Source organism: Scytonema sp. UIC 10036 (assembly GCF_009725235.1).
Genome location: NZ_WJFC01000071.1, coordinates 34,609 through 59,269 on the forward strand (window position 1 = coordinate 34,609; position 24,661 = coordinate 59,269).

At 43.3% G+C, this 24,661-nt stretch carries 18 protein-coding genes, 1 tRNA gene and 1 pseudogene; 3 read left to right on the top strand and 17 right to left on the bottom strand.

Annotation, left to right across the window (positions count from 1 at the left end; translation table 11 throughout):
• Positions 1-285: 285 nt before the first annotated feature.
• Positions 286-873: a hypothetical protein gene (locus tag F7734_RS29080; RefSeq protein ID WP_155748057.1), complete on the top strand. Its 588-nt coding sequence runs from the start codon at positions 286-288 to the stop codon at positions 871-873.
• A 168-nt stretch (positions 874-1,041) separates the two neighbouring features.
• Here F7734_RS29080 and F7734_RS29085 read toward each other — a convergent pair whose 3' ends face one another.
• The 10 genes from F7734_RS29085 to F7734_RS29130 form a co-directional block, all read right to left on the bottom strand.
• The gene (locus F7734_RS29085) at positions 1,042-1,680 is read right to left on the bottom strand and encodes a ThiF family adenylyltransferase (RefSeq protein WP_155748058.1); all 639 of its coding nucleotides are present in this window, start codon (positions 1,678-1,680) and stop codon (positions 1,042-1,044) included.
• A 46-nt stretch (positions 1,681-1,726) separates the two neighbouring features.
• On the bottom strand, positions 1,727-2,560 hold the full coding sequence (locus F7734_RS29090; protein ID WP_155748059.1) for a hypothetical protein: 834 nt from the start codon (positions 2,558-2,560) through the stop codon (positions 1,727-1,729).
• A gap of 94 nt (positions 2,561-2,654) precedes the next feature.
• Positions 2,655-4,088, bottom strand: coding sequence for a vWA domain-containing protein (locus F7734_RS29095; RefSeq protein WP_155748060.1), 1,434 nt, complete (start codon positions 4,086-4,088; stop codon positions 2,655-2,657).
• A gap of 241 nt (positions 4,089-4,329) precedes the next feature.
• Positions 4,330-4,400 (bottom strand) — tRNA-Ser (locus F7734_RS29100).
• A gap of 214 nt (positions 4,401-4,614) precedes the next feature.
• Positions 4,615-4,815 carry a hypothetical protein gene (locus F7734_RS29105; protein ID WP_155748061.1) on the bottom strand — a complete coding sequence of 67 codons (201 nt, stop codon included), beginning with the start codon at positions 4,813-4,815 and terminating at the stop codon, positions 4,615-4,617.
• Positions 4,816-5,418: 603 nt separating this feature from the next.
• Positions 5,419-5,559, bottom strand: coding sequence for a hypothetical protein (locus F7734_RS29110; RefSeq protein WP_155748062.1), 141 nt, complete (start codon positions 5,557-5,559; stop codon positions 5,419-5,421).
• A gap of 53 nt (positions 5,560-5,612) precedes the next feature.
• A complete protein-coding gene (locus F7734_RS29115) occupies positions 5,613-9,563 on the bottom strand; it encodes a tetratricopeptide repeat protein (RefSeq protein ID WP_155748063.1) in 3,951 nt (1,316 codons plus the stop codon).
• Between the two features lie 245 nt (positions 9,564-9,808).
• Complete coding sequence (locus tag F7734_RS29120) at positions 9,809-13,975, bottom strand: tetratricopeptide repeat protein (RefSeq protein ID WP_155748064.1); 4,167 nt, start codon at positions 13,973-13,975, stop codon at positions 9,809-9,811.
• A gap of 64 nt (positions 13,976-14,039) precedes the next feature.
• The gene (locus tag F7734_RS29125; RefSeq protein ID WP_155748065.1) at positions 14,040-14,588 is read right to left on the bottom strand and encodes a COP23 domain-containing protein; all 549 of its coding nucleotides are present in this window, start codon (positions 14,586-14,588) and stop codon (positions 14,040-14,042) included.
• A 548-nt stretch (positions 14,589-15,136) separates the two neighbouring features.
• Complete coding sequence (locus tag F7734_RS29130; protein ID WP_155748066.1) at positions 15,137-16,480, bottom strand: protein kinase; 1,344 nt, start codon at positions 16,478-16,480, stop codon at positions 15,137-15,139.
• Between the two features lie 577 nt (positions 16,481-17,057).
• On the opposite strand from F7734_RS29130, the gene F7734_RS29135 reads away from it, so the two are divergent.
• Positions 17,058-18,755, top strand: a complete 1,698-nt coding sequence (locus tag F7734_RS29135; protein WP_155748067.1) for a SulP family inorganic anion transporter — start codon at positions 17,058-17,060, stop codon at positions 18,753-18,755.
• A gap of 97 nt (positions 18,756-18,852) precedes the next feature.
• Entirely contained in the window at positions 18,853-20,265 is a 1,413-nt protein-coding gene (locus F7734_RS29140; protein WP_155748068.1) for a cation:proton antiporter, read from the top strand.
• Positions 20,266-20,417: 152 nt separating this feature from the next.
• Here F7734_RS29140 and F7734_RS29145 read toward each other — a convergent pair.
• From F7734_RS29145 to F7734_RS29175, 7 genes and pseudogenes are all read right to left on the bottom strand, one after another.
• A pseudogene (locus F7734_RS29145) lies at positions 20,418-21,071 on the bottom strand (Na(+)/H(+) antiporter subunit B).
• Positions 21,068-21,712 carry a DUF4040 domain-containing protein gene (locus F7734_RS29150; RefSeq protein WP_155748069.1) on the bottom strand — a complete coding sequence of 215 codons (645 nt, stop codon included), beginning with the start codon at positions 21,710-21,712 and terminating at the stop codon, positions 21,068-21,070. Before F7734_RS29150 ends, F7734_RS29145 begins: the two are co-directional and overlap by 4 nt.
• Complete coding sequence (locus tag F7734_RS29155; RefSeq protein WP_155748070.1) at positions 21,705-21,983, bottom strand: monovalent cation/H(+) antiporter subunit G; 279 nt, start codon at positions 21,981-21,983, stop codon at positions 21,705-21,707. Before F7734_RS29155 ends, F7734_RS29150 begins: the two co-directional genes overlap by 8 nt.
• Positions 21,984-21,986: 3 nt before the next feature.
• A complete protein-coding gene (locus F7734_RS29160; RefSeq protein WP_155748071.1) occupies positions 21,987-22,253 on the bottom strand; it encodes a hypothetical protein in 267 nt (88 codons plus the stop codon).
• Positions 22,250-22,639, bottom strand: coding sequence for a Na+/H+ antiporter subunit E (locus tag F7734_RS29165; RefSeq protein ID WP_155748072.1), 390 nt, complete (start codon positions 22,637-22,639; stop codon positions 22,250-22,252). The genes F7734_RS29160 and F7734_RS29165 overlap by 4 nt, the downstream gene beginning before the upstream one ends.
• Positions 22,624-24,063, bottom strand: coding sequence for a cation:proton antiporter (locus F7734_RS29170; RefSeq protein ID WP_155748073.1), 1,440 nt, complete (start codon positions 24,061-24,063; stop codon positions 22,624-22,626). Before F7734_RS29170 ends, F7734_RS29165 begins: the two co-directional genes overlap by 16 nt.
• Positions 24,060-24,398, bottom strand: coding sequence for a cation:proton antiporter subunit C (locus tag F7734_RS29175; protein WP_166482227.1), 339 nt, complete (start codon positions 24,396-24,398; stop codon positions 24,060-24,062). Before F7734_RS29175 ends, F7734_RS29170 begins: the two co-directional genes overlap by 4 nt.
• Positions 24,399-24,661: the final 263 nt, after the last annotated feature.

Consider the following 24,661-nt stretch of genomic DNA (forward strand, 5'->3'; position numbering starts at 1 on the left):
CTTTATACCTCGGAGTTACATAGGGAGTGCGATCGCCTCCCTCAAATATAGATGGAATTACCAAGCAGCAAGCACGTGTTGGTAAAAGGAGGGAGTTTAAGACCAAGTGTCAAATAACTAGTCTTCAAATAAGGCATCAACACTGCTTGTGCTTACATCTTCGTACTTTTTTGCAACAGTTAGTGTTTGCAGAATTTATTTAAAAAACTTTCAGCAATTAAACCCTGCTGTTATATCTTTCCTCATTTTTCGATAAACTTAATATTACTGAATAAAGAGGTTTTTATGGTTCAAACAGTTACGTCTCATGATTATCCTAACTTAGGCGTGTTTGAAAGTCATTCTGTTTTGACGGGAAGGCTGATTACAATGGGTCGCGTAGTTCAATGCAGCAAAGGTTATTTACCGCAAGTTAAGCATTACAACAAATGGATTAACGTTTCGTCCTCACTGCCAACGTCAGAAGAAGCTAGAAAATTTCTGTTTACCCGTCATTACGCGGAAGCTCAAGCAAAACGGGGTTGGACTGACGAACAACTTCAAGAACAAGTACTGAAAGTAGAGGAAAAGAATTTAAAAATGTGGTCATCTAGACTCCAAAAAAGAATGCAGATTCAGAAACAACTAGATGCCAATTTAGAACCAGTTAGAACTCAAATACAGATGATTCTTGATGACCCACACACACAAACACTGACAGCTAGGAAGTTGCTAGATTTAATTATTCCTTTGTGCTCAAAAATTTTCTTTCCTGAACATTGGGTTGAAAGAACAAAATCTGGGGCATTTCGGACTCTACAACATATTCTTAGATATTGTGACGACATTGAGTTACAGCAGCAACGCTTAAGGCAAGTAGCGGAACTTGATTAATGTAAAAAACAATATAATTTAAATTAATTGTATCTGAAGAAGTAATGGCAATACTACTCGGATAAGAATTTTTTTATGTTGGGCTTTCCCTTTAGGAAAACCTAGCAAATATCTGTAAATGTTTGGTTTCGTTCCTCAACCCAACCTACGTGTTTTTGTGTTTTCAGGTTAAAAAAACAGAGATTGAACAGCTAGATCCTTTTGGGTGATAGTGAAGTTACGCTGTTCTGCTGTGGCAATGAATGAAACGATCGCTTCACACGCCACAGCGACGGTTAACATCACCAGGTTTCGTGCCAACGGATAATCACAGACATCATCATAAGCATCGGAAGGAACGCGATAAACGTCATTCCAAATCACTTCTGCATAATCAGCCGATAGTCCAGCATGAAGACAAGGTATATTGAATTGTTCGGCATAATCTTTCACTGCTTGGCGTGCCACACTATTGTCAAAAACATCAACAATTAGCTGGCTGCTTTGGAGTAGTTGAATTGTATTTGCTGATGTCAACTCCTTGGTTTTAGCATCAACTTTAGTACCAATTGCTCGGTATAAATTGTTAGCTAGTATCTTCGCCTTAAACGCTCCCACATCGGAACGGTAGTAAGGCTGAGTTGAAAGATTGCGCTCTTCAATGCGATCGCGATCTATCACTGTAAGTCTATCAAAACCAGACCGAGCTAAATTTTCAGCTATGTTAGCTCCTAATGCTCCAGCCCCACAAATTGTTACAGGATAGTTTTTTAACTTTGCCATCACAGCATTGGTGCGGTAAAGCTGTTCGTGAAAAAAGATACTCATAATAATTTTTAATAAAGGCAAAAGGTTCCCTACGTTTTAAATGTTCTCAAGACCCCCGTTGTTCCATGACACCCACTAAGGATTGCAAGTCAAAATCGCCATCGCGTCCACTCAGACAAATACCAGAACTTACAACAGTCAAATCAGTTTTAGCGATCGCACTACTATGGCGAACACCATCAGCCGTTGTCCAATCGACTGTCCAGTAATCGCCGCGATCGTGGAATTGGTTTAAAGAACCTCCGCCAATTTGCAAAGCCTTTCTCAATCTCCTTTCATCCTGTTGAGGTTGAGCAAATCCCTCAATGCGCCGAGTTGCTAATTCATACACTGTGCGGATTTCTGGAGTCATGCCCTTAAACTGTAATAAAGATGCAGGAATGAATTGCTTAACAGCAGATTGCAAAGTTTCAGAAATAGCCGGATCGGTACGGCGATCGACTTCCTCAAACCAGCAGGATTGCCCATTCCAGCGAGCAATAATTTGCTCAAAGGCGACACCCTCAGTGACTAAATGCACTGGAAGAGGCTTAACGACCTTCAACCGTTGACGCATATCTACTTCATTTACAGGGTATGCCAACCAAGTTTGGAAGCGCAGTTGGTGTGCTAACCGCAGTCGTATTTGGGGAAAGTGTTGCAGGTATTCCGCAACCTGGGGTAAGTCTGCTTCTTCTACAACTGTTGCTGTTTTCTCATCTACAGGCTGAAAGATGCCCCAACCTTCAAATTGACTGGGTTTTGGACGGAAGGTGTAGACCATCCCAGCTACTCGTGTGCGAACCCGTCCACCTTTGACACAGGGTGCAAGGAATTGGGTGGTAGACAATTGTGCTTCTGCGATCGCAATTTGATTGATTAGCTTACGGATGTCAGGCATAAATAATAGCAATTTTTTTAAACAAGGCTACAAAGGCAGCCCTATAGTATCTGTAGGGGCGCAAAGCCGCCGCGCCCCTACCAACGGTGCGGTTCTACTTATCATCTCGCACAGGCAACGGCATATCCAAAATCTCCATCAGCAAATCCAGGCGAGAGGGGCGCGTTAGCAGTGGGACGAGGTTTGGCAAGCTGTAGTAATCACCAAGGAAAGTGAAGGTTTCTACAGGTGCTTGCTGCTGCTTCAATTGGCTCTCCAGCCAGTCGTAATGAGTACCTACACGGACAATCACTACATTCGGTATTACTGCCAACTCCCGGCAGTAGGTTTTGTAAACTTCACCGAAGTAAGGAGCAGCATTCTCGCCTTCATCTGTAACCAGGATAATTTGGTCAACCACCTGCTTCTTCTTTCGCATTGCTTCCAATGCACAACCGATGCTAGTACTACCACCTGCGTTAATGTACTGGAAAGCACGTTCCCAGTCGGTCAACTCTTTGCCTTTTGCTGTAACAGCGTAAGGAATGGTGTCGAAGGCGTAGACAAACAGTTCTGCCTGAGTGATACCAGAGATTAGAGCAGCCAGTCTCTTACCAATCTCGATCGCATTTTCCATTGAACCGGACTTGTCTACCAGTAGGGCAGTTGGGTGAGCGATCGCACCGCGCCGTTTTACCTGTTCGTTTGTCACCTTTTCCAGTTGGGCAACGGTGTCTGCATCTAAAGAAACCGCGTCTGCGGCAATCTGTGCTTTGAATGCTGCAACACGCCCACTTTTAGATGCTTCTTCCAGCTTGGAATCAATCAGCTTCTTGACTGCTGGGTTATCCATTGCACCTCTAGCTTGCAGAGACTTGAGGTTGTTGATTGCTTCTTGGGGAGTCATGCTGTTGATTAAGGCAACCAATACAACTGGTGTAAGTTGCTTGATGGCACCAATTGCGATCGTGTAGGGAATGTTAAACTCCACAATCAGCCGTGCTTGTTCTGCAGCACTTTCTGCCTTAGCAAGCTGCTTCAATACATTTGCTAACGAACCCTCTGGAGGAGTATCGCGGAATAGAATCGCATTTGCCCGTTCATTCGGCTTGATGTGCAGCGAAGCATACAAGTGCTTCATTGCCTTGCGACCCCGCAGTGCAGCGCGATCGAACAGAGCCGGATTGCTCTCCCTTGTCTTTAAATAACGTCGTACCGCAGTCCGAGCCGAACGAGGCAATTTATTTTGCTGCTGTTTCATGAAGTCTACTACACGAGCCACTTCATAGGGAGGAAATTCTTGCAGCATCATAAATCCAGCATCTCGGTGTTCTATCAAATTGCTGGTTAATAAGTGAGCAACAAACACTTCCTTGTGGTCGCGGACATCACCATGACGCTGATACCAAACTGCCAAGTGCCCGTAAAAAAGTGGATCTAATTCAACAATTAACTTATGAATTTCTGCGACTTGCTCTAGCTTGCGGTGAGGAGTTGTCAGCAAGCTGTTGAGCATTTCCAAGCGCAGGTCACGTTCTACAGTATTCATGATAACCTCCTCTAATAATTTTGGATTTTAGATTTTAGATTTTGGATTTTGGATTGCAATCTAAAATCCACGCATTGCAGGAGGCAGATGTTGCATGCAGGGCGATCGAGTCACCGCGCAAGTTGTAGAAGCATGGTGTATAACTGATGAGAGAGTTATGTAAGCTTCTGCGGTCGGGACGCGGCAACAACTGCCAATTAATGAATAAATCACCTCATGCAAGTTGAAAAAGCTGTTGATTCACACACAGGATTTGAACCTGTAATCGCTTGCTTTCAAGTCAAGTGCCTTTTCCAATTAGGCTAGTATGTAAGCTTTTCCGGTTAGGGCACGAAGTGAAATTTTACTTTTTAGAAATTTGATTTAAATAATTAGAATTCCGCGCAAGTTAGCAAAGCAATTGTCACAATTGCCTTTACCAATTAGGCTACGCTCCCATCAGTGGAAGCGGCAGGAATCGAACCTGCAGATCCGTTGCCGGATAGTTTGTAAGCTTTACAAGTCAGGGCGCGGAAAACTAAAATCTTCAACCGTAGACGGCTTCAGGGCGAACGATCAAATCGCCACTAGGACGACGATCTACTATGTAAGCAGATAGGCGATCGCAATTCACATCAAGATGCCGAGCAACCCGCTCCTTCACTGCCACATCATTCATAGAAGCTGCAATTCCCAGTTGTGTTTCTGCAACATCAACAGAACGTCCTTCAAATCGAATATGAACCATTGCAATCACCTCTTTTTAACTACAAATTATTGAGTGGATCTGACCGGGATTGAACCGATACCCTCCCTGTGAGAGTTGCACTCACACCTCATGCAAGTTGAAAAAGCTGTGGTAACACACACAGGAATCGCACCTGCAACTTATCGTTTAATAGACGATCGCTCTACTGTTGAGCTAGTATGTAAGCTTTTTCTGTTAGGGCACAAGTGACATCCGGGAACTCTACCATTAGAGCTACAGACCCAAGGGATGAATAATTGCGTTCTGCGTTGAGCGCAGCACCGCAGGTATTGCCTCAATTAGACTATTGCAACAAGAGTCAAAATCAAGGCAAGTGGAGCCGTCGGGAATTGAACCCGAATCCTGCAACCGTCCGTTTGTTGGTTTCGGAGCAGTCGAACGCCAATCGCGACCCCAAAAGGGGCATCTATGGGATTGTTAAGGTTCCAAGGACTTGTAGTTTTGCCTTTTGAGGAGGCTTGTTTTTCATACTACAAATGTAATATAAGCTTTTACACAATGTCAAGGGGCTTTTAGCTAAATTTTTCAGCTACCTTTTTGCCCTATGCAGCAAATAACAACAAAAAGTCGGGCTGCTCCGAACTACATCGTCACTACAATCTTTCTACTCGCTTGGTTCAATGCCATGTAATGCATTGCATCAGGCAGAGCCTCTAAACCCTGAAATTCGCGATCGATGATAATCGCGAAAGAACTATCCTCCAACCCTACAGCAATAGACATCTGGTGGAAAAGATGTAGGGGCGCGGCGGCCTTGCGTCCCTCCCCAATCCTCATTAAGATTTAGAGATCAGAGCTTGAATGCTGGGAGTAGCCAACAACCTTTGGGCGTCTGCTAGCAGAGAATTTCCCCAGAGTTGCTCTTTAAGATAATCTATTTCTCCTAAGCGCTTCTCCAATTTTAAGGCGGTTTCCGCCATCTTTAGAGCTTGTTCTCGTTTACCTTGAGCATAAAGGGCGACAGCAAGAGCTAATTGTGGTTGTGCTGCTTTTTCGTCGATCTTAAGAGCCGCTTGCCACTGAGTCATAGCTGCATCGACTTCGCCCAATTCGTATTTAACCATGCCAATATTGGTAATCGCCCCCCAATATTTTGCGTCTTTGCTAATAGCTTGATTGTAATAGTCAATGGCTTTTTGGTAGTTTCCTTGTTGGTATTGAATGTTTCCTAGCCCATTGTAAGCCTGAGCATAGTTGGGATCTAATTTTAAGGCTTGGTTATATTGAGAAATTGCTGTTTGGTAGTCTTTTAATTTACGGTAGACAGAGGCAATATTTATGTAACCTTTGATATATTTTGGGTCAATTTCAAGAGTTTTTCTGAAATCTGCCAAAGCTTTCTGGTAGTCTTTTACATCGAGATAAAAATAACCACGAAAGTCATAACCATCCGTCTTCTTTGGTTCAATTTCAATAGCTTTGTTGTAGTCGGCTAGGGCTTTTTGGTAGTTTTTTAACCTTTTGTAAGCAGTGCCTCGAACTTTATACAGGGAAGACAAAGTAGAATCATTTATTGTTCCATAGAGATAGTCACTATTTGCCTTAGGTATTAATTCAATGGCTTTGGTGTAGTCAGCTACAACTTTCTGAAATTCTCCTAAGGAAAGATAAGTAGTACCTCGTCGGTGGTAAGCATTAAAATACTTAGGATCGAGTTCAAGGGCTTTGGTGAAATCTGTGATGGCTTTCTGGTAGTCTTTTAAGAAAAAAGAAGCACTACCTCGAAAGAAGTAGGCAAAAGTATTGTCAGGGTTAAGTTCAATGAATTTAGTGTAATCAGCTAGGGCTTTCTGGTAGTTTTTTAGTTGGTTGTAAACACCTCCTCGTCGATAATAAGCACCAACAAACCCAGGGTCGAGTTCAATTGCCTTATCGTAAGATTTTATTGCTTCTTCGTATCGCTTCAATTCTTCTAATACCTGTCCTCGCTCATACCAACCAGGGCTAAAGTCTGGTTTCAGTTGAACAACTTTATCAAAAGATTCCAGAGCGGCTTGTGGTAAACTTGAGGAAATAGAAAAACCTTTTCCACGAGCATACCAGGTTTGATAAGAGTTTGGCTTAAGTTGAATGGCTTTTTCATAAGCACCGATTGCCTCTAGGTGTAAATCTAAACGCATCAGTTGATTGCCATAATTTAGCCAAGCAACTGCATCTGCGTTGTTCCTTGGTACTGGAATTGTTTTGCGTAAGGATTCCCGAAGCTTTTCGTTATAGGCAATTCCCAAGCCCATGGGCGCATTCGTTTTTAACGATAGACTTTCAGGATTAATTCCTACCAGACCGACTGAACGGATAAAAGTACGGATGGGAACCCCCAAGCTGAAACCTAACTGTATGGGAGGAGACTCCCCTACCTCTGCGATGGGAACTTCACCTTCAGCCCGTCCATGAATGCCAATCACCCGTCCCTCTGTATCTAATACGGGTGCGCCGCTCATTCCAGCACCAGTAAGATTGTTGTAAATCAGCTGATAACCGTAAGTAAAGGAAAGGGAGTTAATAGTGGATGTTGCTCCTAATTCATTACCATATAGTTGTCCTGTAGTCAATTGATAACGGTTTTGAGATGCAGGTATTCCAGAGACAAAAACCCAATTGACTAGTTTATTGTTATAGTTTGCCAGAGTCGCAACTTGATAAGTTTGGGAACTGGTAAACTGCAACACTGCCAAGTCAGCCGCCTGAATGCGTTTGATGGTACTGCCATTGACTTGATATCGCTGAGAGTCATGGGTGACAACTTCAATTCGGCTGGGATTGCAGTTTAAGCTTTCGCGCAGGACGTGTTCTGAGGTGAGGACGGTGTATGTGTTTCCCTTTCGCGAAATAATCACCCCCGAACCTTGACAGTGCAGACTACCACGGGAATCAATCTGTACCGTAATCTGCTTGGCAATGGCATCTACTTTCGCCATCACATCTGGTAAAGTTGCTTGAGGGCTAGTTGCCGCTTGTCGGGCGGCTTTGAGGGTTTCTTGCACTGTAACGTATGCAGGGTTATCAGTCAGTTTGTGTTCGTGAAAAAGTGGAACGGCTTTCTCCAAATCTAGTATTGCGGTTGAGTAGTTTTCTAGGTCAAAATATGATTTGCCTCGCAACCCGTAAACCATAGCCCCCAACTTCGGGTCAGATTTCTCAATTCCGAGCGCAATGGCTTGGTTAGCATCAGCGATCGCTTGTTGGTAGTTTTTGAGTCTATTGTGAATTAGAACTCTACCTGAGTAGGCAATAGCGTCTTTAGGGTCAAGTTGAATGGCTTTATTCAAATCAGCTAACCCTCCCTGCAAATCTCCTTGAAATAAGCGGAGATTACTTCGCACAATGTATGCTGCAGTATAATTAGGTTTGTTTTCGATGGTTTTATTCACATCAGCTATCCCTGCTTGAAAATCGCCTAAATCATGACGAATCATAGCCCGATGGAAGTAAGCTTCAAACAACTCTGGCTTGAGTTCGATGACTTTAGTCAAATCACCAACGGCTGCCTGATAATCTTTTTTTCTAGAGTAAACTGAAGCCCGACCATAATAGACTTCCACAGAATCAGCTTGGATTTCAATGGCTTTGTTGTAATCTGCCAGGGCTTTTTCATATTCTTCTAATGTTGCATAAACTAAGCCTCGTCCCATGTATGTTGGCACATCATTGGAGTTGAAGCGCAGTGCTTGGTTAAAGGCTTGGATAGCTTTTTTCGGTTCTTCTCCAAATCTGTAAACGTAGCCTTGGCTGCGGTAAGCTTGTGCTTGTTTTCCTTGGGCTTGAAACAGGGTAGCTGCTTGCTGCATATCTGCTCTTGCTTCCTGTCTGTAGCGATTCCACCTGAAGCCTTCTTGATGATAGCGAGCGTCTTTCATCTTAGCCAATGCCCGGTGATAGTATGCCTCTGCATACCCAGGGTAGCGGCGAATCGCTTCGTTAAAGGCTGCTATTGCTTCTTCATGCTCCCAAGCTTGATATTGTTTCAATCCCTGTTGATAAAACCTATTTGCTTCCATTCTCCCCACAACCGTAGCAATGGGTATTCCCCAACTGTAACGCCTCATCGCTTCTTGCTGTTGCTCATTTGGGATTGAGGCGTCTTCAAAGCGATACTTTTCGATCATGGGAAAAGCACGCCGCCCATTAATTCCGATTAACTCTCCCCTTTGGTTGAAGATTGGTCCCCCACTCATTTCCTGACGAATCTCGTTGCTATAGCCAATTTGGTATCCCCCTTCCAACGCCTTTTTCGGTAACAAGGAGATTTCCTCCTCCGTCATCACTAGCTTGTCGCTATCAAAAGCAAATCCCGCAGCCCAAATTTTCTCTCCTGTAGTTGGGTTTGAAGAAGTTGTTGAAGCGACGGCATAGTTTTCCCGTGCTTCAAATTGCAACAGTGCTACATCCTTTCCTTGGAAGTCCATCCCCAAAATCATTTCAGCCCGATGGGTTTTGCCATCTGGAGTTTGGATGCGATAAGATTTCCCCGAATTCGTGACATGAGCGTTGGTAACGACAGTATGGACTTGCCCAACTTTAAGAATCAGAGTTCCCGAACCTTTGTTTGTATCAGCAAATACCCTGACAGTCACTGACTCACTCAGACGTCGCAGTTCATCAGCAGACAGTTGATTCGTTATTTGTTGGGATGCTACCACTGAAGGAGTCAGCAACCAGATACCGGGAACGGGAAGCAGTAATATACTGCTGAGGGAAGCAACTAGGGTGAGAGAGTAGGGTTTCATTTTGGGTTTGAGATGCGTGGATTTTACATGAGCAAGTTTTGTCTTTCTTCTGTTTAAGGGCAAAATATGTTCTACTAGCCGTCGCAAAAGGTCATATTCCCAATCGTCAAAATTGAGCGGCTTGTAAAGATTTGCAAATTCTTGATGCCGGCAACTCGATTTGGAGATGTTTCTTTCTGTTGTTGGTAAACAAATGTAACTCGGTTTCGGTCATAGTATGAGAAATTGCTACCCCTCCCCAATCCTCATTGAGATTTAGAGATCAGAGCTTGAATGCTGGGAGTAGCCAACAACCTTTGGGCGTCTGCTAGCAGAGAATTTCCCCAGAGTTGCTCTTTAAGATAATCTATTTCTCCCAAGCGCTTCTCCAATTTTAAGGCAGTTTCCGCCATCTTTAGAGCTTGTTCTCGTTTACCTTTGGCATAAAGGGCGACAGCAAGAGCTAATTGAGGCTCTGCAGCTTTTTCATCGATTTTAAGAGCCGCTTGCCACTGAGTCATAGCTGCATCGACTTCGCCTATTTCGTATTTAACCATGCCAATATTGGCAATTGCTCCCCAGTATTTTGCGTCTTTGCTAATAGCTTGATTGTAATATTCAATGGCTTTTTGGTAGTTTCCTTGCTGATATTGAATGTTTCCTAGCCCATTGTAAGCTTGAGCATAGTTTGGATCTAATTTTAACACTTGATTATATTGGGCAATTGCCGTTGGATAGTGTTTTAATTTACGATAAACATACCCTAGCCCGATGTAGCCTTCGATATATTTAGGGTTAATTTCAATGATTTTTCTGAAATCTGCCCTAGCTTTCTGGTAGTCACCTAAATCCCCGTAAACATAACCTCGCTCTTTATAAGCATTACTGCTCTTAGGTTCGATTTCAATGGCTTTGTTATATTGAGCAATTGCTGTTTCATAGTCTTTTAATTTATAATAGACACGCCCAAGTCCAATGTATCCATTAATATATTTTGGGTCAAGTTCAAGAGTTTTTCTAAAATCTGCCAAAGCTTTCTGGTAGTCTTTGATTTCTTTATATGCATAGAGATGACCCCGCACGACATAAGCATTACGGTTTTTAGGTTCGATTTGAATAGCTTTGGTGAAGTCGGCTATAGCTTTTTGATAGTCTTTTAGGTAAAAGTAAACAATGCCTCGCTCTACATACAAAGAAGACTCAACCTTAACTTTCCCAGGTTGATAAAGAAAAGCCGTATTAGCTATTAATTCAATGGCTTGATTGTAATCTGTAATGGCTTTTTGATATTCTTTTAAACTCGAGTAAGCATTACCCCGTCCGTGGTAAGCATAAACAAACTCAGGATCGAGTTCAATGGCTTTAGTGTGATCTGTAATGGCTTTTTGGTATTCTTTTAGGCTCGAGTAAGTACTACCTCGATCGAAATAGGCTTGAGCATTGTCAGGCTGAAGTTCAATGGCTGTCGTGTAATCAGCTAGGGCTTTCTTGTAGTTTTTTAGTTTGTAGTAAGCGCTCCCCCGTTGATAATAAGCACCAAAAAACTCACGTTCAAGTTCAATTGCCTTATTGTAAGATTTTATTGCCTCTTCGTATCGTTTCAATTCTTCTAATACCTGTCCTCGCTCATACCAACCAGGGCTAAAGTCTGGTTTCAGTTGAACCGCCTTATCGAAAGATTCTAGAGCTGCTTGTGATAACCCTGGGGAAATCAACAAAACTTTTCCACGAGCATACCAGGCTTGATAAGAGTTAGGCTTAAGTTGAGTCGCTTTTTCATAAGCACCTATTGCCTCTGGGTGTAAATCTAAACGCCACAATTGATTGCCATAATTTAGCCAAGCAACTGCATCTGCGTTGTTCCCTGGTACTGGAATCGTTTTGCGTAAGGATTCTCGAAGCTTTTCGTTATAGGTCATTCCTATTGCCACGGGCACATTCGTTTTTAAGGATAGACTCTGAGGATTGATTCCCACTAGACTAGCTGAACGGATAAAAGTACGGATGGGAACCCCCAAGCTGAAACCTAATTGTATGGGAGGAGACTCCCCTACCTCTGCGATGGGAATTTCACCTTCAGCCCGTCCGTGAATGCCAATCACCCGTCCCTCTGTATCTAATACGGGTGCGCCGCTCATTCCAGCACCAGTAAGATTGTTATAAATCAGCTGATAACCGTAAGTAAAGGAAAGGGAGTTAATAGTGTTTGTTGCTCCTAATTCTTTACTACATAGTTGTCCTGCAGTCAATTGATAACGGTTTTGAGATGCAGGTATTCCAGAGACAAAAACCCAATTTAATGTTTTATTTTTGTAATTTGCTAGAGTCGCAACTTGATAAGCTTGGGAACTGGTGAACTGCAAGACTGCCAAGTCAGCCCCCTGGATGCGTTTGATGGTACTGCTATTGACTTGATATTGCTGAGAGTCATGAGTGACAACTTCAATTTGCTTGGCATTGCAGTTTGGGCTTTCGCGCAGGACGTGTTCCGAGGTGAGGATGGTGTAGGTGTTTTCTTTTCGGGATATAATCACCCCCGAACCTTGACAGCGGAAACTACCAGGGGAATCAATCTGCACCGTAATCTGCTTGGCAATGGCATCTACTTTCGCCATCACATCTGGTAAAGTTCTTTGAGGGCTAGTTACCGCTTGTCGAGCTGCTCTAAGGATTTCCTGAACTGAAATGTCTAGGAATGGGGTGTTATCAGTCGGTTTATTTTCACGGATAAGTCTAATGGCTTTCTCCAAATCTGGAATTGCAGTTGAGTAGTTTTCGAGGTCAAAATATGATTTTCCTCGAAACAGGTAAACCAATGCCGCTAACCTCTTGTCAAACTTGTCAATTCCGAGTGCAATCGCTTGGTTAGCGTCAGCGATCGCTTGTTGGTAGTTTTTTAGTCTATTATGAAATAAGGCGTTGATTGCGTAAGCAAGAGCATTCTTAGGGTCAAGTTGAATGGCTTTATTAGAATCAGCTAACCCTCTTTGGAAATCTCCTAACCACCAGCGTATTTGACTTCGAGTCTCGTAAGCTAAGTCATAATCAGGTTTGATTTCAATGGCTTTATTAACATCAACCATCCCTGCTTGCAAATTGCCTAACAAAATCCCATGAACTTCACCTCGAGCGACATAAGCTTCAAAAAAGTCAGGCTTGAGTTCAATCGCTTTAGTGTAATCACCAACGGCTGCCTGGTAGTCTTCTTTCTTATAATAAACTGAAGCCCGACCATAATAGATTTCCGCAGAGTTAGGTTGAATTTCAATAGCTTTGTTGTAATCTGCCAGGGCTTTTTCGTATTCTTCTAATGTTGCATAAGCCAAACCCCTTCCCATGTATGTTGGCACATCATTGGAGTTGAAGCGCAGTGCTTGGTTGAATGCTTGGATAGCTTTTTTCGGTTCTTCTCCAAACCTGTAGACGTAGCCTTGGCTGCGGTAGGCTTGTGCTTGTTTTCCTTGGGCTTGAAACAGGGTAGCTGCTTGCTGCATATCTGCTCTTGCTTCCTGTCTGTAGCGATTCCACCTGAAGCCTTCTTGATGATAGCGAGCGTCTTTCATCTTAGCCAATGCCCGGTGATAGTATGCCTCTGCATACCCAGGGTAGCGGCGAATCGCTTCGTTAAAGGCTGCTATTGCTTCTTCATGCTCCCAAGCTTGATATTGTTTCAATCCCTGTTGATAAAACCTATTTGCTTCCATTCTCCCCACAACCGTAGCAATGGGTATTCCCCAACTGTAACGCCTCATCGCTTCTTGCTGTTGCTCATTTGGGATTGAGGCGTCTTCAAAGCGATACTTTTCGATCATGGGAAAAGCACGCCGCCCATTAATTCCGATTAACTCTCCCCTTTGGTTGAAGATTGGTCCCCCACTCATTTCCTGACGAATCTCGTTGCTATAGCCAATCTGGTATCCCCCTTCCAACGCCTTTTTCGGTAACAAGGAGATTTCCCCCTCCGTCATCACTAGCTTGTCGCTGTCGTAAGCAAATCCCGCAGCCCAAATTTTCTCTCCTGTAGTTGGGTTTGAGGAAGTTTTTGAAGCGACGGCATAGTTTTCTCGTGCTTCAAATTGCAACAGTGCTACATCCTTTTCTTGAAAGTTTATCCCCGGAATCATTTCAGCCCGATGGGTTTTGCCGTCTGGGGTTTGGATGCGATAAGATTTCCCCGAATTCGTGACATGAGCGTTGGTAACGACAGTATAGACTTGCCCAAGCTTCAGAATCAAAGTTCCCGATCCTTTGTTTGTATCAGCAAATACCCTGACAGTCACTGACTCACTCAGACGCCGCAGTTCATCAGCAGACAGTTGATTCGTCATTTGTTGAGATGCTACCACTGAGGGAGTAAGCAACCAGATACCGGGAACGGGAAGCAGTAATATACTGCTGAGGGAAGCAACTAGGGTGAGAGAGTAGGGTTTCATTTTGGGTTTGAGATGCGTGGATTTTACATGAGCGAGTCGATCCTGAGATTGAATTGTGAATTGCTTATTCTTGGGCTCTTGCTTGCTTCAAGAACTCGTCAACATCAAAGCGAATATATACTTGAGATTCACCTGTATTTTGATTCAGAACTGAGTTAGCGTTTCCTCCAAGAATAGAATTCAGTTGGTTCAGGACTTGGACGGGATTATCTTCAGTTTTGAGGGTAAATAGCAATTCTTCACAAGGTCCCCCGTAATCTCTGGTAGAGCAGATCACGCGTTGACGGTTTATCCACCCATAAGTCAGATAAGCTAAAGCCCCTTTATCGTAAGCACTCTGGAATCTAGGCGATACTGCTTCACACCGTTTCATTGGCTCCCATCGACCCAACTGACCTGATTTCCAGCGAATAATAGCAGTTTTTCTTTGCTGGGGACGTTGGGCAAAGGTCGTTGGTACAGATTGTTTCACTCCTGGATCGTATCCCTGTCTGCAAAAAAACAGAACCTGACTGGGAGAAGTCTGGGTTAACGCCTGAGATGTGTTGAAAACGGCGATCGCTCCTGTAGCAATACCTGTAGCTATAACTCTTACAACTGATAACTTTTTCATCGTTAAAAACTCTCGGCTTAAAATTTATTATGAAAACGTGCTTTTCAAGGAGAGGAAAAACTGAGCCTCCAAGTAGCAGTTTGCAGATTAGCCGCTTGTAAAAATTTATATATATTTGACCACAGTACTGCGTACTTCTGCTAGAAAAACTTAGCAGTGCAAGTTTTGCTACTTTTAACGCCCTCAAGCCTAACTAATTTCCAGCTTTTCCTAAGGGTATTAACCATGGCTCTAAATGTTATTCATTTTCTAAAATTATTAACAATAAAGGATTTAAAAATTAGAGCTGGAAAAATCAAAAATTAGTTAGTGTTTATATCTAGGATAACTACTATAATAACACTCAATTATGTCAAAATTTTATGTACTTATGTATGATTTCTTGAACTTTATTAACAACTGTAGACTTTTGACTTGCTTAAGAGGTCATTTATAAAGTAAATCTTAAATGGCCAAATGTATTGTGTAGTAAAACCCAACTATTTCATTAAATGTTGGGTTTCGTTCCTCTTCATTAAATGTTGGGTTTCGTTCCTCAACCCAACCTACTATTTTATTGCTTCAGCTCGTAAACTGTAAGCTCCTGTTTCTCCCCCTTGCGAAGAACTAGCAATGACTTTGTAAATGCCATTTTTAGGCAGTGTCACTACAATTCTGGCATTAGAATCATTAACTGATATGTCATCATTGGCAGCTAGTTGGTTGCCATCAGGAGCACGCAAGCTCAAATAGGAGTCAAGCTCTTGGCTTATCATATCAATTATTACTTGTTGACCTTTTCGACCCTCAAAAACGTAGACATCTCTGAAGTAAAGGTCTTTTGAGAAAGCATTAGTTTCGGTAAAGTCGTCTTCCTTACTGAGGCTACTACTAACTGCTTTGCCATTTAGCAATAATCGTGGATAGCTTGAAAGACTGTTTCTTTGCCACATTTGTATCATGACTGGGATTAAAACAACAGCGAAGCAGGTGATAATGGCAACAGATAGCCCTATAGTTAAGATTTTCCCTTCTTTAGACGAGCGTGGTAACGGCAAAGATGGAACTGAGGATGAAATAGTGGAAACATTACTTTTCAAGGCTCTGACAGCTTGCAGTGCTTCCTTTGCTGATGGGTATCGATATTTATAATCATAACGAGTCATTTTTGTTAAAATTTCAGCAAATTCATCACTAACCTGTACGCGATCGCGCCAAATCAGTTCTTGTGTAGCAGAGTCTTTGGCAAATCCGCTACCATTTTGAGGAACGGGATTGATTCCCGTTAGGGCTTGGATACCGATAATTCCCACTGCATAGACATCACTGCTGAAATTAGGATAACCAGAAGCTTGTTCAAATGGCATATAACCAGGAGTGCCGATCGTAATGGTTAATTCCGATCCCTGAGTGGTGACTTGCTTGACCGCCCCAAAGTCAATCAAAACTAACTTATTATCCTCATGCCGTCTGATTATGTTTGTCGGCTTAATATCTCGATGAATCGCATTGTGGCGATGCACAAATTCTAGAATCTCTAACAACTCTTCCAAAATATTAACGACTTGCTCTTCCGGAAGCCCAATACCCGTTACGAGTTGTTCAGCCAAACAAGTTCCCTGAATATATTCTTCGACTAAGTATAATTCACCTTTCTGCTGGAAGTAAGCAAATAATTGCGGAATTTGATTGTGTTGTTTTCCTAATTTTTGTAAACTTTCTGCCTCTAAATTGAACAGACGTTGAGCCTCCTGAAGAGATGTAGGGTCACGCCTAAACGGGTGTAGTTGCTTGACAACACAGGTAGGTTGTCCCGGAAGTAGAGTATCTTTAGCTAGATAGGTATGTCCGAACCCCCCTCTTTTCAAGAAGGCAATGATTTCGTAACGTCCAGCTAAAAGTTCTCTAATCATCGAAGATGAAATTTGTTAATTCATTCTTCAAATGATATCACTTGTTTATGGCACAAGGGAGACAAGGGAGATCAGATGTATAAACGCAACTTAGCATCACTTACCCCTGCTACAACGGCAGATTATTCAGTATACACAACAGTTGCCAAACTGTGAAGCATCGCCTCTGGATGAATTAAACCACAAATTGCCATCAAAGTTTAGTTAACAGGTATTGCTTTTTCTCTATGAAAGCAATTTAATATTTATTGAACAATATAGCTTCTCAATGAACAACATTGACTTATATCGTTGTAAGCTATTGTTACCCCATTCAAGTTGGCAAGCTATAAAACTTGCAATTTATGTAAGTTTGTGCAGTCAACTTTTTGAACAATTTTTAACTTAAGCCTTCTTGATTGGGCGTGCTTATTCAGCTGCTTGCCCTGTCGAAAGGCATAATAGCTTGCTACTTTACAAAGAATTAAAGTTTTCTTTGCTTGATTTTTTGTGCCCATAAAGCATGAAAAATGAGGCAAAGTAGCTGACAGTTTTTACAAATCAAAATTTTGCTGTTTTTTATCCCCATAGCCTTAATATGTCATTGACTAACACTATCCATTTTAGAAACCTACGAGGTGATGTATTCGGTGGTGTCACTGCTGCTATCGTTTCGTTACCTTTAGCGCTCGCATTCGGTGTCGCCTCAGGTGCAGGACCTGTGGCAGGTCTTTATGGTGCTGTTTGCGTCGGCTTTTTCGCCGCCTTATTTGGTGGTACGCCAACCTTAATTTCTGAACCGACCGGACCGATGACCGTAGTCATGACTGCAATTGTCAGTTCCATGACTGCCAGTAACCCCGAAAACGGCTTGGCAATGGCATTTACTGTCGTCATGCTCGCAGGAATATTCCAAATCATCTTTGGGATATTTAAGCTAGGGAAATACATTACCCTCATGCCTTACAGTGTGATTTCCGGCTTTATGTCTGGAATTGGGGTAATTCTGATTATTTTGCAGATTGCTCCTTTTGTCGGACAGCCCAATCCGAAAGGTGGCGTACTGGGGATGGTGCAAAATCTGCCTGAGTTATTGACTAAGATTAATCCAGTTGAGACAGCTTTAGGTGCGCTAACACTGGCAATTATTTTCTTCATGCCAAAAAAACTCAAGCGCTTTGCACCCCCGCAACTGGTGGCACTCATTGTCGGAACCATCGTTTCTCTCACCATCTTTGGCGGTGCGGATATCAGACGCATTGGTGAAATTCCAGTCGGACTGCCAACATTGCAAATGCCAACTTTTACCCCCTCCCAAATGACAACAATGGTTGTTGATGGTGCCATGCTGGGGATGTTGGGTTGTATTGATACTCTCCTGACGGCAGTGATTGCAGACAGTTTAACTCGCACCGAACACAAATCTGACAAAGAATTGATAGGTCAAGGTATCGGTAACCTCGTCTCTGGTTTGTGTGGTGGGCTACCTGGTGCTGGTGCCACTATGGGAACGGTGGTGAATATCCAAACGGGTGCGATTACAGCTCTATCTGGTTTAACTCGTGCAATCATTTTATTGATTGTCGTTTTGTGGGCAGCAAGAGTCACTCAACCCATCCCAATGGCAGTGTTGGCTGGTATTGCTCTCAAGGTGGGGATTGACATTCTCGACTGGAGCTTCCTCAAACGCGCTCACAAAATATCCCTCAAAGGCACAATCATCATGTACGGTGTTTTGTTCTTAACCGTATTTGTTGACTTGATTGTTGCTGTCGGCGTGGGAGTGTTCATTGCCAATATTTTAACTATCGATCGCCTGTCTGAATTGCAAGCTCAGGAAGTAAAGACCATTAGCGATACTGATGATACAATTGTCTTGAATGATGAAGAGAAAAAATTGCTGGATCGAGCTAATGGACGTGTCCTGCTATTCTATTTGAGCGGACCGATGATCTTTGGGGTATCCAAAGCCATCGCACGCGAACACTCAGCCATGGCAGACTCTGATGTGTTGATAGTCGATTTGAGCGATGTCCCAATGTTGGGCGTCACCGCTTCTTTGGCAATTGAAAACGCCATCAAGGATGCCAGCGAACAAGGTCGTCAAGTCTTCATTGTTGGTGCCCATGGCAAAGTTAAACGGCGCTTGGAAAAGTTTGGAATTTCGAGGTTTGTACCGCAGCATTATATGTTTGGACATCGTGTAGAGGCACTCAAACAAGCTGTTGCTTTAGTGAATCCTCATGAGAGTTCTGTTAATACTCTTGGCGTTAGTACTTACCCTAACACCTATTAATCATGAGTTAGAACTTTCAAATTCATGGTCTTGGGTAGGCATTTTGCCTGCCCAAATTCTTTCAATCCCAGAATGAACCAGCAACACAAACAAAAACATGATTTTTTCACACCCAATAGTTAGTTTATTGAGTTGGTTAAATTTCCTCACTGTGGGTTTACAGCCTCCTTTAGTCGCAACAACTCATGAAGCCGAATATGCTCCTATTGTTTTGACGGGAGTCTTGCTCAGTTTAGTCGTCATTTATCTGGCGAGTAAAATTGGTGGTGAATTATCTCGCATGATGGACTTGCCTCCTGTGTTGGGAGAATTAGTTGGTGGTGTGATTGTGGGTGCTTCTGCTCTCCATTTGGTGGTTTTTCCCGAAACTGGAGCAGCAGCAAGCGACTCCATCATCATGGCGATTCTGCAATTGATTAACCACCTCAATCCTGATGCCATCTCATCTATCTTTCAAACTCAGAGTGAAGTCATTTCGGTGCTCGCCGAACTCGGTGTCATCATTCTGTTATTTGAAATCGGTCTGGAATCAGATTTAAAAGAATTACAGAAAGTCGGTTATCAAGCGACAATTGTGGCTTGTGTTGGTGTTGCTGTTCCTTTTGCTGCAGGCACAACAGGGTTAATTTTGTTATTTCATGCACCCGTGATTCCGGCAATTTTTGCAGGTGCCGCGCTCACAGCTACGAGTATTGGTATAACCTCTAAAGTTTTGTCAGAAATTGGGCAGCTAAAATCTCGTGAAGGTCAAATTATTGTCGGCGCAGCTGTCATTGATGATATTCTCGGTATCATCGTGTTAGCAGTGGTTGCAAGTCTTGCTAAAACCGGTGAAGTTGATATTTTCAACGTCATTTATCTGATTGTCAGCGCCACTGTATTTCTCATCGGATCGATTCTATTAGGCAAATATTTCAATCAGACTTTTGTTGCCATTGCCAATAAATTGCAAACCCGAGGCAACTTAATTATCCCAGCATTTATCTTTGCCTTTTTCATGGCGTTTTTGGGTAATGCCATTCATTTAGAAGCGATCTTAGGCGCATTTGCGGCGGGCTTAGTTTTGGATGAAACCGATAAACGCAAAGAGCTCGATGAGCAGGTGAAACCCATTGCTGATATTCTCGTACCAGTTTTCTTTGTCACAGTTGGTGCGAAAGTAGATTTAGGCGTTCTCAATCCTTTAGTTCCAGGAAATCGAGAAGGATTAATTATTGCTACCTTCTTAATTGTGGTAGCGATTATCGGTAAGGTTGTCACAGGTTGGTCGGTTTTTGGTCAAGCCGGAATCAACCGATTAGCGGTTGGTGTGGGAATGATTCCCCGTGGCGAAGTCGGGTTAGTGTTTGCAGGAATTGGTGCCGCGAGTGGTACCCTTGATAAACCATTACAAGCCGCGATCGTCATTATGGTGATTTTGACAACATTCTTAGCACCTCCTTTGTTGCGCTTTGCCTTTAAACAATCGCCACAAGAACAACAATCTTCAGAGGCATTACTAGATAATTAATACTGAGCCAAACTCCTCACCTCGATACCTCGTTCCCAGGCTCCGTCTGGGAATGCCTTTTTTAGAGGCTCCGCCTCCTCAGCGAGAGTTGCGAGACAGCCGCGATGAAATTTTTGCATTACCAATCATCTAAGTTTATATCTTGTAGGTAACTATAACAATCCTCGATAACGAATAAAAACCAAAATCACCGCCCATGACCCCAACGCGACTTTGATTGCAACCAAAATATTGAGTATGGGGATAATTCCTCCACTGATGAGTGTGCCTAATTCTCCGTGAGGTAACTCTATTCCAGCTAGAGTTACAACCGATAGTACGATGAACACGAGAACGGATACTTTTTCCCATGTGGCTGCATGCCAGCGCTTGTAGATCTTTTGCATCCTCTCGGTGATGAAGTGATGCAATTAGACCGATCGCAGTTCGCCCGCCACCCCCGCCGCAAAACACCGCCCGACTGAGATGCCTCGAATCGTAGTTCATACTGACTAATGCAGCAATGGTCGCTCCCAACGTGCGAGAATAATAGATGGTTTATCTGTGAATTGATAGATGGTGCAGGACGGTCTTTCATTTGCAAGCAGATAGTATGCCCCCATAATTGCGATCGTGAATACTACGACCTCGAAGATAGTGTCATACAACCGATTTCTCAAAATAATACCCGAAACGACATTGGGTATTCCACAATCTCGTAACACTGCTTCGACAATAGACAAATCTGGTAAGCTTGGTGCTGGATTGGGCATGATGAGGAATTTAATAAATAGCGCTATGCCCGCAGCTATGTATGCCCATTTCATACCTGCTTCTCCCCTGAATCTGGTGCATTTACATAAGTCAGAGTCGTTCCTGGTGAGGTGAGTTCAGCTTGCACGATTTCATAAATGCGTCGAACTCTAGTAGTAGCGTGATAGGATGGCTTTTCGCTCTGTTGCGATAAGCTGGGTACAGCTTGCGCCAAGGGCGATGCTGCAAAGCAGCCGCTTCGCGAACGCAATTGTCGGGAACAGGTCATATGAACTTCTTTGTCCATCAGTGCCTGGTACAAGCGCTCTGTATCGTAATAAGTCACAAGCTCCAGACGCATATGGCGTTTGTCAAAAATGGTGCGTAACTCATTCATCAGTTGTCCAAAATGACTATTAGCTTTGTCATCTGGCAAATCTTTATCTGCTTCAATTGACTCATTTTCAAGCACGCCAAGACGCATGACTAGCGATGAACGCACTGCAACCGCGTACAGGGTAATGGCAAGCATGGTACCCACCAATGCCTCGGTCAAAGCAACATCTGCCGCTCCCAGAACTGCATAAATCATTGCCGCGACTGCTCCCAATATCCCACGGGTAACTAGGGCATGATATGGATTAACTTGAAATACAACCATAGACGCGGCTAATGGCAGCAGGGCGACCATAATATAGATATAGATATCATTCATGATGGTCTCCTTCACCAGAACAGTAAGCTAACACATAGCCCAATACTGTATTCCAGATTGCCAAGGTGATGATGGCGAGGATAAGTAGAGGCCATTTACTGGGTATTTTTAAGAGCAGCCCGAATACAATACTCATTGCACCGAGGGTATCTGCTACTGAAAGACTGTGGAGCTTAAACAATAGCGATCGCTTGCTGAGTAAGTGAGAGGTTCCCCAAAACGAGAAGACGATCCCTACAACAATGCACGTATAACTCAATATGTCAATCATATGTTAATAATCCGATACATCATTCATACGTTTGAGTAAATGGGCAAGCAGCATCAATGCCGCATTACCCACACTCAGGATAATGACCCCAACAACACCAACCATCCAGTCATCGCGCATGACAGACACAACCAGAATTAAGATTGATGTTTTTGAAGCGATGCTGGAAAATGCCAACATCTTCTGCCAGATATCATCATCCTTACATACCTCGTAGATGGGTATGAGCAGAGCCAGAAGCATTGCGATGGTGATTAGGTTCAGATTCATGAGTTTTTCCTCCGTCGAACCCGGTGGACTTCATACCAGCCATCTTCGCGATATTTCAAAACAATAGTTTTTGGCGTAAAGGTAATCAAGAATATGTCTAGGAATATGAGACCGGGCGTGCGTCCTGGTTTGACTCGTTCCATCGTTATATTTTCGTACTTGTGCGGACGAAAGATGATTTCAAATGCCTCAATATAGGCTTGCGGAATTGCCACTAGGATCTCACCCAGCACGCGCAACCAATCTTTTAAGGCTTCTGGGGTTTTTTGACGACCAGGTAATAAAAATGCGATAGCAACGCCAATGATGATGTTTGCCAAACTGAAATCGGCAGTTAGCAGAAACCATATAGCTAATCGCAATATGAGATTTAGATGCCCAACCATGCAAACCCCTTCCAAAATAGCAGGATTAAAATTAGACTCATGACACCGATGAGATGCTCGAATTCTTCGAGGACACGTGGGAGTTTGAGTTGCGATCGCTTAAAAATTACAAAATAAGCCAACCAGCCAATGCCGATAGTTGCCAGAGGTTTGATGATATTTGTAACAGTATACGCCTCGTAATACACAATATTAGCTACAATTAGCCCACCAATTAAGAGGATGACTGCTGCCCAGAAACCGGATTTTACCTTTGCTTCTCCCCCATGGGGCAAAAATATGAACTTGGCAAACGATATTGCCGTTCCGAGGGCTGCAAGGTTCATGGCGATAACTTGCCAAGGTAGCAGGTTCTTCGTTGTCAACACTTTCGCCCCAAAACCAGATAATAAGGGAAAGCCAGAAATCGAGAAGCTGGCTATAACCAGGGCAATCCACACTGGGGTAGCGATCGCCTGATGTTGCAGTTCCTTCAGGTTTCGGCTTGGTAAAGCCCCCACAATTAGAAAGAGCGCTGATTTGACTAGCCCGTGCGTTAGGGCATAGAAGCCACCCACGACTGGTGCGGCGAGGATAAAGCCCAGCTGTGAAATCGTGTGAAACGCCAGCATCCGCTTGGTATCCTTTTCAAAGACTGCATAGAATACTCCCAGAAGCGCGGTTCCGACTCCAAAGATTCTCACTATCGGGTCAACCTCTTCCACCATCAGCGCACAACGCACTAATGGATAAACGCCAGCTTTTACCACAATTCCCGACATCATAGCCGACACTGGCGTTTCCGATTCGGAGTGAGTTAAGGGCAACCACAATCCCGATACAAAAACTCCCCCTTTTGTCAAGAATCCCAGAAAAATGAGGGCAAGCGCTTCTGGAGGTGCTTGGCGCAAACCTCCAAAACTAAACGAATGGTGCGCCTGATAAACTAGCACCGCACCAATCAGATAAAAAAGCATTGCCACATTACTGACAAATAGATAGCGCAACCCAACCCAAATAGAGCGGTCAGTCCGAGGATAGGCAATCAAGAGAAAGGCGGCAATACCGCTTACCTCTAATGCCACATAGAGACTGATTAAATCCGAACAGGCAAATGCAGCATTGAGACTACCATGCAAAATGATGGTTTGTGCGTAAAAAAAAGCTGTCTTATTGCTATGCCAACAGTAGAGGATGACGGCAGCTGTTACTAGCGCATTGGTTAAGATAAAGTAGCCGCTCAATTGGTCTACTGTTAAGATGACGCCGAAATTATCCAGTAACTTTAGTGTCAGTGGCGATCGCTCAACAAATAGCTGCAACGCATACCCTGCTGATGCAAAAGTCACAAGGAGTGCCAGGTATCTGTCAAGTCTTGGGATCAGATAAATGACAAACCCCAAAAAAAACGGTAGTGCAATCCATGCGATCGTAATGGTAGTCATGGTGTGTTGTTCTTCTCGATCTCGTTGCTTTCCAAGGTCGGATTATCCCGTGCTAGCTTCATAACACCAACCAGCATTAACGCCTGAATCGAAAATCCGATGACAATCGCCGTTAATATGACTGCCTGGGGAACCGGATCGGCATATGCACCATTGTTTTTGACGTTGGAAACAATGGGTGTGAACAATCCATCTCGTGATGCAATCAGCACGTAGTAGGCAACAACCCCCGTGCTCATCACATCCATAGACACGATCTTCATCACAAGGTTCTTTTTAAGGATGATGCCAAAAAATCCGCACATTATTGTTGCGAAGATACATACTTCTAACACGGGAATTGGTTTCTGGGTAAGGGTTGGCTGCTTAAGTGTGAATCTGGGGTAAAACTCACTCTTGTAAAGTATTTTCACCTATTTTTAGGTTTCTTTTCTGCAAGCTCCTATCTCATTTTCAAGGGTGAGCCATTGATTTAAGTCTATGCCAACGTCAGAATCGTTGTAGTTTGCTTATCCAAAACCATCCCATTAGCTTAGGTAGCTTTAATTAGGAGTAAAATGGAGTTAACTTTAATATTTAACTTCATTATAGTGATGCA

Coding starts and splice junctions, on each gene's coding strand:
- F7734_RS29165 (WP_155748072.1), bottom strand. CDS start 22,639: ATGGTTGGGCATCTAAATCTCATATTGCGATTAGCTATATGGTTTCTG.
- F7734_RS29160 (WP_155748071.1), bottom strand. CDS start 22,253: ATGAATCTGAACCTAATCACCATCGCAATGCTTCTGGCTCTGCTCATA.
- F7734_RS29110 (WP_155748062.1), bottom strand. CDS start 5,559: ATGTCTATTGCTGTAGGGTTGGAGGATAGTTCTTTCGCGATTATCATC.
- F7734_RS29150 (WP_155748069.1), bottom strand. CDS start 21,712: ATGAATGATATCTATATCTATATTATGGTCGCCCTGCTGCCATTAGCC.
- F7734_RS29105 (WP_155748061.1), bottom strand. CDS start 4,815: ATGGTTCATATTCGATTTGAAGGACGTTCTGTTGATGTTGCAGAAACA.
- F7734_RS29115 (WP_155748063.1), bottom strand. CDS start 9,563: ATGAAACCCTACTCTCTCACCCTAGTTGCTTCCCTCAGCAGTATATTA.
- F7734_RS29130 (WP_155748066.1), bottom strand. CDS start 16,480: ATGATTAGAGAACTTTTAGCTGGACGTTACGAAATCATTGCCTTCTTG.
- F7734_RS29080 (WP_155748057.1), top strand. CDS start 286: ATGGTTCAAACAGTTACGTCTCATGATTATCCTAACTTAGGCGTGTTT.
- F7734_RS29095 (WP_155748060.1), bottom strand. CDS start 4,088: ATGAATACTGTAGAACGTGACCTGCGCTTGGAAATGCTCAACAGCTTG.
- F7734_RS29170 (WP_155748073.1), bottom strand. CDS start 24,063: ATGACTACCATTACGATCGCATGGATTGCACTACCGTTTTTTTTGGGG.
- F7734_RS29125 (WP_155748065.1), bottom strand. CDS start 14,588: ATGAAAAAGTTATCAGTTGTAAGAGTTATAGCTACAGGTATTGCTACA.
- F7734_RS29155 (WP_155748070.1), bottom strand. CDS start 21,983: ATGATTGACATATTGAGTTATACGTGCATTGTTGTAGGGATCGTCTTC.
- F7734_RS29120 (WP_155748064.1), bottom strand. CDS start 13,975: ATGAAACCCTACTCTCTCACCCTAGTTGCTTCCCTCAGCAGTATATTA.
- F7734_RS29140 (WP_155748068.1), top strand. CDS start 18,853: ATGATTTTTTCACACCCAATAGTTAGTTTATTGAGTTGGTTAAATTTC.
- F7734_RS29085 (WP_155748058.1), bottom strand. CDS start 1,680: ATGAGTATCTTTTTTCACGAACAGCTTTACCGCACCAATGCTGTGATG.
- F7734_RS29135 (WP_155748067.1), top strand. CDS start 17,058: ATGTCATTGACTAACACTATCCATTTTAGAAACCTACGAGGTGATGTA.
- F7734_RS29090 (WP_155748059.1), bottom strand. CDS start 2,560: ATGCCTGACATCCGTAAGCTAATCAATCAAATTGCGATCGCAGAAGCA.